Source organism: Zhongshania antarctica (assembly GCF_014202945.1).
Taxonomy (GTDB): domain Bacteria; phylum Pseudomonadota; class Gammaproteobacteria; order Pseudomonadales; family Spongiibacteraceae; genus Spongiibacter; species Spongiibacter antarcticus.
This window is the reverse complement of sequence record NZ_JACHHW010000002.1, coordinates 409087-420887: the sequence shown is the minus strand read 5'-3', so window position 1 is coordinate 420887 and position 11801 is coordinate 409087. Positions and strand designations below refer to the sequence as shown.

The 11801-nt window shown below is 51.4% G+C and carries 12 protein-coding genes; 6 read left to right on the top strand and 6 right to left on the bottom strand.

Annotation, left to right across the window (positions count from 1 at the left end):
• The first annotated feature begins 207 nt into the window (after positions 1-207).
• Positions 208-1737, top strand: coding sequence for an OmpA family protein (locus HNQ57_RS17695; RefSeq protein ID WP_221301573.1), 1530 nt, complete (start codon positions 208-210; stop codon positions 1735-1737).
• Positions 1738-1824: 87 nt separating this feature from the next.
• Here HNQ57_RS17695 and HNQ57_RS04825 read toward each other — a convergent pair whose 3' ends face one another.
• Complete coding sequence (locus HNQ57_RS04825; RefSeq protein WP_184461471.1) at positions 1825-2433, bottom strand: DUF938 domain-containing protein; 609 nt, start codon at positions 2431-2433, stop codon at positions 1825-1827.
• Positions 2434-2534: 101 nt separating this feature from the next.
• On the opposite strand from HNQ57_RS04825, the gene HNQ57_RS04820 reads away from it, so the two are divergent.
• Positions 2535-2993 carry an EVE domain-containing protein gene (locus tag HNQ57_RS04820; RefSeq protein WP_184461470.1) on the top strand — a complete coding sequence of 153 codons (459 nt, stop codon included), beginning with the start codon at positions 2535-2537 and terminating at the stop codon, positions 2991-2993.
• A gap of 7 nt (positions 2994-3000) precedes the next feature.
• On the opposite strand, the gene yaaA is transcribed toward HNQ57_RS04820, so the two are convergent.
• From yaaA to HNQ57_RS04805, 3 genes are all read right to left on the bottom strand, one after another.
• Positions 3001-3777, bottom strand: a complete 777-nt coding sequence (yaaA, locus tag HNQ57_RS04815; protein WP_184461469.1) for a peroxide stress protein YaaA — start codon at positions 3775-3777, stop codon at positions 3001-3003.
• A 22-nt stretch (positions 3778-3799) separates the two neighbouring features.
• Positions 3800-4303, bottom strand: coding sequence for a DUF4265 domain-containing protein (locus HNQ57_RS04810; RefSeq protein WP_184461468.1), 504 nt, complete (start codon positions 4301-4303; stop codon positions 3800-3802).
• A gap of 91 nt (positions 4304-4394) precedes the next feature.
• Positions 4395-5042 (bottom strand): hypothetical protein, encoded by a 648-nt coding sequence (locus tag HNQ57_RS04805; protein ID WP_184461467.1) that lies wholly within the window; start codon positions 5040-5042, stop codon positions 4395-4397.
• Between the two features lie 76 nt (positions 5043-5118).
• Between HNQ57_RS04805 and HNQ57_RS04800 the strand changes: the two genes are divergently transcribed.
• The 4 genes from HNQ57_RS04800 (at position 5119) to HNQ57_RS04785 (ending at position 8435) form a co-directional block, all read left to right on the top strand.
• Positions 5119-5637: a TRAP transporter small permease subunit gene (locus HNQ57_RS04800; RefSeq protein ID WP_184461466.1), complete on the top strand. Its 519-nt coding sequence runs from the start codon at positions 5119-5121 to the stop codon at positions 5635-5637.
• Positions 5627-7000 (top strand): TRAP transporter large permease, encoded by a 1374-nt coding sequence (locus HNQ57_RS04795; RefSeq protein ID WP_226968226.1) that lies wholly within the window; start codon positions 5627-5629, stop codon positions 6998-7000. Before HNQ57_RS04800 ends, HNQ57_RS04795 begins: the two co-directional genes overlap by 11 nt.
• A 117-nt stretch (positions 7001-7117) precedes the next feature.
• A complete protein-coding gene (locus tag HNQ57_RS04790; RefSeq protein ID WP_008252927.1) occupies positions 7118-7507 on the top strand; it encodes an acyl-CoA thioesterase in 390 nt (129 codons plus the stop codon).
• 73 nt (positions 7508-7580) lie between these two features.
• Positions 7581-8435, top strand: a complete 855-nt coding sequence (locus HNQ57_RS04785; RefSeq protein ID WP_226968227.1) for an SDR family oxidoreductase — start codon at positions 7581-7583, stop codon at positions 8433-8435.
• Positions 8436-8460: 25 nt separating this feature from the next.
• On the opposite strand, the gene HNQ57_RS04780 is transcribed toward HNQ57_RS04785, so the two are convergent.
• Both HNQ57_RS04780 and uvrD read right to left on the bottom strand, forming a co-directional pair.
• The gene (locus HNQ57_RS04780) at positions 8461-9594 is read right to left on the bottom strand and encodes a TRAP transporter substrate-binding protein (RefSeq protein WP_184461465.1); all 1134 of its coding nucleotides are present in this window, start codon (positions 9592-9594) and stop codon (positions 8461-8463) included.
• A gap of 26 nt (positions 9595-9620) precedes the next feature.
• Positions 9621-11795 (bottom strand): DNA helicase II, encoded by a 2175-nt coding sequence (gene uvrD / locus HNQ57_RS04775; protein ID WP_184461464.1) that lies wholly within the window; start codon positions 11793-11795, stop codon positions 9621-9623.
• Between the last annotated feature and the right edge of the window lie 6 nt (positions 11796-11801).

Genomic DNA, 11801 nt, shown 5'->3' with positions numbered 1-11801 from the left:
GGAAATTTGGCCCGCCGTTAAATGGCGATGCTTTACGGCGATGCTTTGCCGGTTTAGCATGCGGGTTTGCGTATTCGTTAATTGTGCACGCATTTTTAATGATAATTTGCACTACTATGGACTAGTATTGCGCAAGTGAGAAAAACCCCCTCGTTGAAACTGCTCAGTTTTGATGGGAGGTATAACTTTAATGATCAGGGGATGTTTATGAGTAAGCAATGGAAATCGGCTCTGGCTGCGGGTGTGATATTAGCATCAGCAACCGGCGCGGCAATGGCTGAAGATCAGGAAACTGGCTTCTATGTTGGCGGTAACGCTTTTTACAATGAAGTATTTGATGCTGATGGCACTGCGACAACGACAACTGCGGGCGGCTTTGCTGCGATTCCGCTGATTGGCGATGTACTCAACGGATTGTTGGGTGGCTCATCGACTAGTTCTGCAAACATCGAAACCAGCTATGACAAAGATGCCAGTTATGGTTTTAGCATTGGTTATAAATTTGCTAGCCCAGTACGTATTGAATTTGAATACCGCCAGGGCGAGAACGACATTGATAAAATTTCGAGTGGCGGCGTGTCAACCACCAGCGACAACAGCCTTGAAGTAACCTCGATGATGGGTAACGTGTGGTATGACTTCGCCGCTGGCGAACGTCTGCGCCCTTACATCGGTTTTGGTTTGGGCATGGCTAACCTCGACATGGGCGATGCCGATGATGACGTTACCATTGGCCAATTGGGTGCTGGTATCACTTACTTCCTGACCCCGCGTTTGGCGCTCGATGCAGGCTATCGCTATAGTGTTGCAGAAGATGCAACCTTCAAGTCAGCGGCAATTGAGCAAGAGAACGAATACAGCGCGCAGAGCGTGCAACTCGGCTTGCGCTACAATTTCTTTGAAGCCCAGTACGGCGTAAAAGATAGCGACGGCGACGGCGTTTCTGACGAAACTGACCAGTGCCCAGGAACCCCACGCGGCGTTCAAGTAGACAGCGTTGGCTGCCCACTTGACGGCGATAATGACGGTGTTGCTGACTATCTTGACCAGTGTCCAAATACCCCAGCTGGCGCTAAAGTAAATGCCAGTGGCTGTCCTTTAGACGGTGACAACGATGGCGTTGTTGATGCCGATGATGCATGCCCTGATACTCCGGCTGGTCAAGCTGTCATGTCTAATGGCTGTGCTAAAGACCAAGCGGTTATTCTGCGCGGTGTTAACTTTGAGCTAAACAGTGCTCAGCTAACCATGAATGCAGAGACCATTCTTAATGGTGTTGCTGAAACACTGGTGAGTTCACCTGGTTTTGACGTTGAGCTACAAGGCCACACTGATAGCACCGGCAGTGACAGCTACAATATGAACCTGTCGCAAAACCGCGCTAAGTCTGTAAAAAGCTACTTGGTTGGCAGTGGTGTTGAGGCGAATCGCCTAACTGCTCGCGGCTACGGCGAAGAGCAGCCTATTGCCAGCAACGACACTAAAGACGGCCGTGCGCAAAACCGTCGTGTAGAGTTGAAGGTAGTTGGCGACGGTTCTAGTGATTCAGTAGAGCCAATGATGTATGACGAGCCTGCAGTCGAAGAGCCCATGATGGACGAGCCCATGATGGACGAGCCCATGATGGACGAGCCAATGGTTGAAGATGAGCCAATGGTTGAAGAAGCCCCTGCAGAAGCAGAGCCAGCATTAGAAGACGAGTACGAGTACGATACTTCTGAGGAAACTGACTACTAAGCGCACTGTTTGCGATTAATAGCTCATAAAAAAACCCGGCCACTGCGCCGGGTTTTTTTATGCCTTAAATTTTGCATATCGCGGCGCCTATCTGCTGCCTTGCGAGCGCCAAATTATCAGGCGGTTATTGGCGGGCATGGCATGATCTGCGAGCAAGTGTAAGTCTATTTTTTCGGCCAAGGCATTGATGGCCTCGAAGTCCCTGATGCCACTCTGAGGATTGCGCTGTTTTAGCCATTGATCAAAGCTCGCATTGCTGGCAGACGTGTATTTGCCCTGATAGTTAAACGGGCCGTAAATACAGAGCAGGCCGTCGTCTTTGAGGCTTTTGCGTAAATGACTAAAAAACAATTCTACTTCGTGCCAGCTCATAATATGCAGGGTATTGGCCGAGTAAATACCATCAAATGCGGGCTGCGGCCACGCTAGGTCTCTGGTGTCTAGCGCAAGCGGCGGCGCTAAATTGTCGAGTTTGGCGTCGTCGATCCAGGCCTGAATACCCTCCAAATTTTCACGTCGATCACTGCACTGCCAATGAAGCTTGGGTAAGTTAGCGGCAAAATGCACGGCGTGCTGGCCCGTGCCGCTGCCAACTTCCAATACTCGTTGCCCGGCTGTAAACAGAGGCGCAAGGATCTCTAAGATAAACGACTGATTGTTCTCACAGGCCTGTGAAAAGGGTTTGGCTTGACTCATGGTTAAATCCCTTTGAATTATGCTTAAATCATTCCTTGGCGAAGGTTGATAGCCTATCCTCGGCTGTCGCCAAGTGTAACGGCTTTTTCAGGAGTACAACAATGGCTTACTGGCTGATGAAATCTGAGCCTGACACGTTTAGTCTCGACGATCTTCGCAGGCGGCCAAAGGGCACTGAACATTGGGACGGGGTCAGAAACTATCAGGCTCGCAATATGATGCGCGACCAAATGAAAGTGGGTGACAAAGTGTTCTTTTATCACTCCTCTTGCCCGCAACCGGGTATTGCAGGCATTGCCGAAGTGGTGCGTGAGGCTTACCCAGATAGCAGCGCGCAAAACCCAGAGTCTCGCTATTTTGACCCCAAGGCCAGCCCAGAAAACCCGCGTTGGTATATGGTAGATGTGCGCTTTGAGCGAAAATTTAAGCGCCTCATTGCGCTGGCCGAGCTGAAAGCTGAACCCGCGCTGGGCGAAATGACACTCGTCCAAAAAGGCAGTCGCTTGTCGATTATGCCCGTTACTCCGGAGGAGTGGCGGCAAATTTTAGCGATGGAATAAAGTCTTATTAGTCTTGGCTGTCTCTAAGAAAAACCCATTCTCTGGCAGTAGATTGTTCAGGACAAAAATAATAACCATCGCTATTGAATTGCTTAAGGTCATCGACATTTTTAATACGGTTTTTAATTACATAGCTGGCCATTAAGCCCCGTGCTTTTTTGGCGTAAAAGCTAATAATTTTGTATTTGCCGTTTTTAAAGTCTTTGAACGTTGGGGTAATAATGTCAGCAGCCAGCGCCTTGGGTTTGATAGCGCTAAAGTATTCGTTGGACGCGAGATTCACCAGAACCTGCGATTTAATCTCGGCGAGTTGGTGATTCACTGCCTCGGTAATCGCGGTATCCCAAAATTGATAGAGGTTTTTGCCCGCCTTATTTTCAAATTTAGTGCCCATTTCGAGCCGGTAGGGCTGGATCAAATCAAGCGGGCGCAATAGGCCGTACAGGCCAGAGAGTATGCGCAAATGTTGCTGGGCAAAGGTGAAATCGCTGGCGCTGAAACTGTCGGCGTCGAGGCCGGTGTATACGTCACCGCGAAACGCCAGTACTGCTGCCTTGGCATTGTCTGGGCCAAAGGGCAGCTGCCAGTTCATAAAGCGCTGATGATTGAGTTCGCCCAGCTTTGGGCTAATTTTCATTAAGCCGGAGATGTCTTCAGGGTTGAGCGTTTGTAATTGCTCAATTAAAACCTGCGAGCGGTCGAGGAAATCGGCCTGGCTAAACTTTTTTGTGTGCGCAGGATTTTCAAAGTCCAAGGTCTTGGCTGGGGAAATTAGCAGTAACATGGGGAGTCCTGTGACGATTGATTCAAACCTGCAGTAATGCCTGCCACCAATTGAGCGGGTCGCCGGTCTCGGGGTCGTAGACATTGCCGTAGACCCACTTAGCTTGATCGCTATTGGCCCACTTATTCAATAAGGCTTCAATACTGCTAAAGCCGACGCCAAAGTGAATGCTGTAGACCATTGCACGTTCGGTCTTTATGTCTAAACTGCCGCCGAGTTTTTCTAATTCGGCAGTGAGCTGAACTTCCAAATCTTCATTGGGCTGACGCAAAAACACCCGCACGCAGAGATTGCCGCTGTGCTCAAGCAGGGTAAAGCGGCCACGGGCATCCTCGTTTATCTTTACGCTATCTAATGCGGCAAGCCCGCGCACAAAGAGGGGGGACTTTAGCAGCCGGTATTCGCTTACGTTGGCGAGCGGCGTGGCGAGCACCTTTTCGAAAATGGGCTGATTATTTGTTGGATGGATGCCAGCAAATAACTCTAATAAGGTCTCTTGGTCGGCAAAGGGGGCCTGATCTGTCATAACACTCTTAAATTCACATTGGCATGGGGAAGCAATGATACCGATTTTACGCGCTTAGATCACGGTATCACTGGACGTCCCCGCGACAGTCTCAGCGGCTAGCGGCGGGCATATTGAACTGAATGCCGATGGGTGGCGGCGTATAGTGGTTATTTGGACGCTGCTCTTGGCTAATACTGAGCAGTTTGAAGCCACCTTCCACATAGAGCACGCCGCGCTCAGCTTGGTCTTTAAAGCTGTTTTCGAGGGCGAGCAGCTTATTGCCACGATCATTTTTCATGGCACCGGCAAAGCGGCGAAAGAACTGGCGCAGTGCGTCGCTGGCCTCAATAACGGCAGGGCTGTCGGTGAGCACGGTGCGGTAACTGTTGGCGCCATCACTCGCAATATAAAGCCGCCCCTTGAAACCGGCGATATTGCTAAATTCCTTGGTGGGTTTGAGACTCACGGCGTGGGTGTCAGGAATACTGATGGTCTGACCTTGTTGCGCACTGGCAATGACATCGCCCATATCGTCGACGTTCATGACGATTTGCGCACCGCCTTGGCTAATGATCGCTGTCGCTTGTTCGCCGTTAATAATCGAATAGGCCATTTGGCCGCGGTCAACGCGAATATGTTGATCGTCGCGGTAACTCAATACCAAGGTTTCTGGCCCCATTGCATAGCGGGCGATAACATCGGCGTAACTAAAGCTAGCAGATGTCGCCAATAAAATACTTAGGATTACAGAACGCATAGATTCTCCTGGTCTAAACTCGCGGCAGCGGCAATAGAATGGCTATAATGAGGCGCTTACTCAGGGATACCGATCAGTGAAACAGTGTGTATTTTTAATCGATTCGTTTACCGAGCGCTTTGGACGCCTTTTGGCGTATTTAATTCCCTTAATGATGTTAGGCACCGCCACCGTGGTTGTTATGCGCTATGGTTTTGGCCAGGGGTTGACCGCGTTGCAGGAGTCGGTGAACTATTTGCACGGCACCGTATTCATGTTGGGTGCGGCCTACACCTTAAAACACGGCGGCCATGTTCGGGTAGATATTTTTTACCATCGTTATTCCGCGCGCACCAAAGCGTGGGTCGATAGCATTGGCTGTATTGTGTTTTTATTGCCCCTCTGCGGATTCATTTTAATAAGCAGCTGGGATTTTGCCGCTAATGCCTGGGCAATACGCGAAACCTCGGTAGAACCGGGGGGGCTGCCCTTTGTTTACTTATTAAAATCCTTACTGCCGCTCATGGCGATTAATCTCGCTTTGCAGGGTTTGGCTGAGTTACTGCGCAATGCGCTCGTGCTAATCAATCAGGAGGCGCCTAGCCATGCTGATTGAGCTGCTACCCATTTTGATGTTTGTCGCTATTTGCCTCGTGCTCATGTTGGGCTATCCGGTGGCCTTTAGTTTGGCGGGCACCGCCATGATTTTTGCCGGTATCGGCATTGTGCTGGGGTATTTCGACGCATCGTTTTTATCGGCGCTGCCAAACCGCCTGTACGGCACCATTAGTAATGTCACCTTAATTGCGGTCCCCCTTTTTGTATTAATGGGGGTGTTATTAGAAAAAAGCCGCTTGGCAGAGGAGCTGCTCGACAATATGGCGGCCTTGTTTGGTCGCAGACGCGGTGGCTTAGGCTTTTCCGTGATACTGGTCGGCATGTTACTCGCCGCCAGTACCGGTATTGTTGGGGCCACGGTAGTCACCATGGGCTTGATGTCACTGCCGACCATGCTCAGTCGCGGTTATGACCCCAAGCTCGCCACGGGTACCATTTGCGCTACCGGCACCCTAGGGCAAATTATTCCGCCGTCCATCGCATTGGTTTTGCTGGGCGACACCTTATCTAGCGCCTATCAACAGGCGCAATTGGACATGGGCGTGTTTAGCCCAAAGACCTTGTCTGTTGGCGATTTGTTTATTGGCGCGTTGGTTCCCGGCTTACTATTGGTGTGCCTGTACTTGCTGTATATGGGGTTTGTTGCCATACGCCAACCAGAGCGGGCGCCCGCCGCTAAAGATTTGAATCCGCCGCCGTTAAGTGCCCTGTTAAAAGGGTTGTTGCCACCGATCGGCCTCATTGTGACCGTATTGGGCTCGATATTAGTCGGTGCCGCAACGCCGACCGAAGCGGCGGGGGTGGGTGCGTTGGGCGCGGCGCTGATGGCCGCGGTTAAAGGTCAGTTAAGCTGGGCGCGGCTGGGTGAAGTAGCGCGGGAAACCTTAAAAGTCACCTGCATGGTGTTTATGATTTTAATCGGCGCCGCCGTGTTTTCATTGGTGTTTCGCGGTTTTGGTGGCGACGAACTCATCCAACACTTCTTCGATGGTTTGCCCGGTGGCGTAGTTACCGCGACGTTGATCGTGATGGTGGTGATATTTTTACTGGGCTTTATTCTTGATTTTATCGAAATTACTTTTGTGGTCGTGCCAATTGTGGGGCCGATTCTACTGGCCATGGGCGTTGATCCCATTTGGCTTGGCATTATGATTGCGCTGAATTTGCAAACCTCATTCTTAACGCCGCCCTTTGGTTTTTCGCTATTTTATCTGCGCGGGGTGGCGCCGCCATCGGTGTCGACCGCAGATATTTATCGCGGGGTGGCGCCGTATATTGGTTTGCAATTACTAATGTTATTTTTATTGGCGTGGTGGCCGAGCTTGGCTACCTGGTTACCCGCCTTAGTCCGCGGGCAATAAGGGCTTAGTCTGCTATACCCGCGGCTCTAATAATGCTATACACATCATTGACAATGCCGAATAGTGAACGTTAACTATGCGGCATTTAATTTTACCCTAATTTAGAGAGACAAATTTATGCGTGACATCGACGACACGCCCAAACCTGCCGGTGAACTCGCCTTGCTCACCATCGCCATGCCGGCAGATACGAATGCCAGTGGTGACATTTTTGGTGGTTGGCTTATGTCGCAAATGGATCTTGCCGGTAGTCAAACCGCCGCGCGTCGCGCAGGTGGTCGGGTGGCTACCGTGGCAGTAGACTCCATGGCATTTATGACGCCAGTCAATGTCGGTGCAGCGGTAAGTTGCTATACCGACATCGTTGATGTGGGGCGTAGCTCTATTCGGGTTCGGGTTGAAGTTTGGGTAACCAATAAGCACCAGTACGAGCCCGCCAAAGTGACCGAGGGTGAATTTGTGTTTGTGGCAATTGATGGTAATGGCCGCACACGAGTTGTTGATTAAAGTCGGATTGCTTTAACGCAACACCACAAAATTATCTCGGCCGGTAAGCTTACGACAATAATGGAGAATAATAATGTCGATGCTCAATAAGGTCTGTTTAATCACCGGTGCCAGCAGTGGTATCGGTAAAGAAACTGCACTGGCTTTAGCCGCGCAGGGCGCTGAATTGTTTCTGTTATGCCGCAATGCGCAAAAGGGCGAGGCGGTATTGGCCGAAATTGCCGCTCAGTCCCCTGAGTGCCGCGCAACCTTGTTACTCGGCGATCTCGCCAGTCAGCAAGATATTCGCCGGGTAGCGCAGAATTTTTTGGACACGGATAAACCACTCCACCTGTTGTTGAATAATGCCGGTGTAATGAACACCAAGCGCAAGGTGACCGCAGAAGGTATAGAAGAAACGTTCGCAGTAAATCATTTGGCTTATTTTTTACTGACCAATTTACTGTTAGAGCGCATTAAGCAAAGTGCGCCTGCGCGTATAGTAAGCGTGGCATCGGAGGCACATGCCTTTGTGAAAGGCGTGCAATTTAATGATATTGAATATAAAACGACACCCTATAAAATATTTAAGGTGTATGGCCATTCAAAACTTTGCAATATTCTTTGGACCCGGTCACTCTCACAAAAACTAGCGGGCACTGGCGTTACGGTGAATTGCGTACACCCTGGAGCGGTGGCCACCCACCTCGGCCATCAGGACAATGCGCTGCTTGGCAAGATTGTGGGCGGCATTACTAAATTGTTTTTCAAAACCCCAGAACAGGGCGCGCAGACGTCGATATTTGTGGCGACTTCACCAAGCCTAGACAATGTCAGTGGTGAATATTTTGCTAACTGTAAACTGGGGAAAATTAAACCGTGGGCCAAGGACGATGTTGCCGCTGAGCGCCTGTGGAAGATTAGTGAAGAATACTTAAAAATAGCCTAATTGCCAGTTTGCAACTGCGCGGTGATTAAAGATCCCGCGCATTAATATAGGCCTGCTCAGAGATGTGATGATACTCTTTAGCATCTTCCATAAACTGTTTCCAGCTTTGGTAAACTCGGCCGGTGAGTTCGTCTGTTTTAGATAATTCGAGTAAGTAGGCATCCGATACCCGATGTAATTCGCGTAGCACATCGTCGGGTAACTTGCGTAGCTGTACCTTATGTTCCCCCACTAACTCTTTTAACGCGGTATTATTGCGCGCGGTATATTCGTCAAGCATGTCGGCGTTGGCGTAGCGTGCAGCGGCTTCAACAATGGTTTGCAAATCTTTGGGCAGGGCTTCAAACGCGCTCTTATTAATAATTAATTCCAAGGTCGAACCTGGCTCGTGCCAGCCGGGGTAGTAATAATATTTAGCCACTTCATGAAACCCAAAGGCCATGTCGTTGTAGGGAGCCACCCACTCGGTGGCGTCGATTACCCCAGTTTGCAATGAGGTGTACAACTCGCCGCCGGGCAGGGTTACCGCACTGCCGCCAAGGCGATCCCAGACTTCACCGCCGGAGCCGGGAATGCGCATTTTGAGGCCTTTAACATCCTCAATAGAGTTGATCTCTTTATTAAACCAACCCGCCATTTGCACACCGGTATTGCCGCCAGCCAAGGGCACTAAATTAAAAGGCGCATAGGCTTCTCGCCACAGTTGCATACCGCCGCCGTGATACAGCCAGCCATTCATTTCTTGCGCGGTCATACCAAAGGGCACCGCAGTAAAGAAAATTGAGGACGCGAGTTTGCCTTTCCAGTAATAGGCGGCACCGTGGCCAGCTTGGGCGCTGCCCGCAGATACCGCGTCAAATACGCCCATGGCGGGCACCAACTCACCGGCGCCGTAGACTTTTATCAGCAGGCGGCCCTGGCTCATGGCGTTGACGATGTTAGCGAATTTTTCCGGTGCAGTGCCTAAACCGGGAAAGTTCTTAGGCCAGGTGGTAACCAGTTTCCAGTGAAACACTTGTTGGCCACTGCTGCTCTTTTGTTGTTCACTGCGGCTGTGATCGCGACTGCGCTCGCCAACATAAAGCCAGCTCATGCCGACCAGCGCGGCGATTAAAACGAGAATAATGAGCGGCGTATAATTATTTTTACTGGGCGTCATGGTTTTCCCTATTTAAAAAATCGGTCTCACAAAATTTGAAGATTGGCGTATTGCAGCACCAGCCATTTACTGCCTTCGTCTTCGAAATTAACTTGCACGCGGGCACTCGCGCCTTGGCCTTCAAAACTGAGTACTACGCCAGCGCCAAAAATGCTGTGTAAAACGTGTTGACCCAAGGAAATGCCCATTGCCGCCGCCGAGGCTTGTTGCGCCGTGGTTGCGCCGCTTTGAGCGTAACTGCTTGGTCGACTAACGGTATTATTAATGCGCACTTCGTCGATGAGTTCATTGGGTATTTCACGGATAAAACGCGATAAGCTATTAAAGCTTTCTTGGCCGTGCAGACGACGAGACTCAGCGTAGCTTAAGAACAGCTTTTGCTCGGCGCGGGTTATACCGACATAGGCGAGGCGACGCTCTTCCTCGAGGCGCTCAGGGTCTTCCATCGACATTTTGTGAGGGAAGAGGTTTTCTTCCACGCCAACAATAAACACCGCCGGAAATTCCAAACCCTTGGCCGAGTGCAAAGTCATTAATTGCACGCTGTCTTCGTGCTCGTCGGCCTGCTGGTCTCCGGCGTCCAGCGCCGCGCGGTCGAGAAAGGCGCGCAGGGGTTCGATGTCTTCGTCTTCGGGCTCAAAGGCGGCGGCGGCAGTGATCAGCTCGTGTAGGTTTTCGACCCGGGCCTGACCCTTCTCTCCTTTTTCTTTTTCGTGAAAGGCCAGCAGGCCCGAACGATCAATGGCGATGTTGATCTGCTCGTCGAGGGGTTTATCTCGGCACTGCTCGGCTAAATCTTCCACCAATGCTAAAAAGCCGCGCAGGGCGTTACCCGCGCGGGCGGGCAGCAGGCCATTTTCGATGATGGCCAACGATGCGCGCCACAGCGAGGTTTGATGTTCGCGGGCGTATTCGCGCAGAATTTCCACCGTGCGCGTGCCAATGCCACGGGTTGGGGTATTAATGACCCGTTCGATGGCGGTGTCGTCGTCGCGCAGCTCAACAATACGCATATAGGCTAGCGCATTTTTAATTTCTAGACGGTCGTAAAAGCGCTGACCGCCGTAGATGCGGTAGGGCAGACCGGCGCGAATCAGATATTCTTCCAGTATTCGCGACTGGGCATTGCTGCGGTATAGCACGCCAATATCGCTGCGGCGGTAATCGTCGCGGACGAGTTCGGCGATGCGGTCGGTGAGAAAGCGCGCTTCATCTTGTTCGTTAAAGGCGGCAAACAGCGAGATTTTGTCGCCGTCGCCGTCTTCGGTCCACAGTTCTTTGCCCAAGCGCTGGCTGTTATTGGCGATCAGTGCATTGGCGGCTTTGAGGATGGTGGCGGTGGAGCGATAGTTTTGTTCAAGGCGCACCACGTGGGTGTTTTCAATGTCTTTAGAGAACTGCTGAATATTCTCAATGCGGGCGCCGCGCCAGCCGTAAATCGACTGATCGTCATCACCTACTGCGGTCATGGCCATGCCTTTGCTGGCGAGTAGGCGCAGCCAAGCGTATTGCACGGCGTTGGTGTCTTGAAACTCGTCAACCAAAACGTGCTTAAAGCGCTGTTGGTAGTGGTCGAGAATGGCTGGATTGTCTCGCCACAGCTCAAGGGCTCGCAATAATAGTTCGGCAAAGTCGATCACCCCCTGCTGGCGGCAGATCTCCTCGTAGCGGCGGTAAACCTTGAGCATGGTTGTTAGGTAGATATCGCCGCCAAAATCGTCGATGTGGGCGGCGCGGCGACCTTCATCTTTGTGACCATTTATAAAATACTGAGACTGCCGGGGCGGCCAGCGGCTATCGTCTAACGCAAGCTCTCGGTGGATACGCTTGAGCTGGCGGAGCTGGTCGTCGCTGTCCAAAATTTGGAAATTATTGGGGAGTCCTGCTTCTTGGGCGTGGGCCTTGAGCAGGCGATGAGCCAAACCGTGAAAGGTGCCCACCCACATACCGTGATTTAAACTGCTACCCAGCAAGCTTTCGATGCGCCCGCGCATCTCCTTGGCGGCTTTATTGGTAAAGGTCACGGCCATAATACTGTGGGTCGACAGTCCCTCTACCTTGATCTTCCAGGCAATACGGTGGACCAGCACCCGGGTTTTACCGCTGCCAGCCCCGGCAAGTACTAAGGTGCCTGTGCTGTCGGCGGTTACCGCGTCGCGCTGCGCGTCATTGAGTTCGTCAAGAATATAAGATACGTCCATGGCGCC

Bases quoted from the DNA above. Each gene is read 5' to 3' on its own strand.
- HNQ57_RS04780 (WP_184461465.1), bottom strand. From the start codon at position 9,594: ATGACGCCCAGTAAAAATAATTATACGCCGCTCATTATTCTCGTTTTA.
- uvrD (WP_184461464.1), bottom strand. From the start codon at position 11,795: ATGGACGTATCTTATATTCTTGACGAACTCAATGACGCGCAGCGCGAC.
- HNQ57_RS04790 (WP_008252927.1), top strand. From the start codon at position 7,118: ATGCGTGACATCGACGACACGCCCAAACCTGCCGGTGAACTCGCCTTG.
- HNQ57_RS04795 (WP_226968226.1), top strand. From the start codon at position 5,627: ATGCTGATTGAGCTGCTACCCATTTTGATGTTTGTCGCTATTTGCCTC.
- yaaA (WP_184461469.1), bottom strand. From the start codon at position 3,777: ATGTTACTGCTAATTTCCCCAGCCAAGACCTTGGACTTTGAAAATCCT.
- HNQ57_RS04825 (WP_184461471.1), bottom strand. From the start codon at position 2,433: ATGAGTCAAGCCAAACCCTTTTCACAGGCCTGTGAGAACAATCAGTCG.
- HNQ57_RS04810 (WP_184461468.1), bottom strand. From the start codon at position 4,303: ATGACAGATCAGGCCCCCTTTGCCGACCAAGAGACCTTATTAGAGTTA.
- HNQ57_RS04785 (WP_226968227.1), top strand. From the start codon at position 7,581: ATGTCGATGCTCAATAAGGTCTGTTTAATCACCGGTGCCAGCAGTGGT.
- HNQ57_RS04820 (WP_184461470.1), top strand. From the start codon at position 2,535: ATGGCTTACTGGCTGATGAAATCTGAGCCTGACACGTTTAGTCTCGAC.
- HNQ57_RS04805 (WP_184461467.1), bottom strand. From the start codon at position 5,042: ATGCGTTCTGTAATCCTAAGTATTTTATTGGCGACATCTGCTAGCTTT.
- HNQ57_RS17695 (WP_221301573.1), top strand. From the start codon at position 208: ATGAGTAAGCAATGGAAATCGGCTCTGGCTGCGGGTGTGATATTAGCA.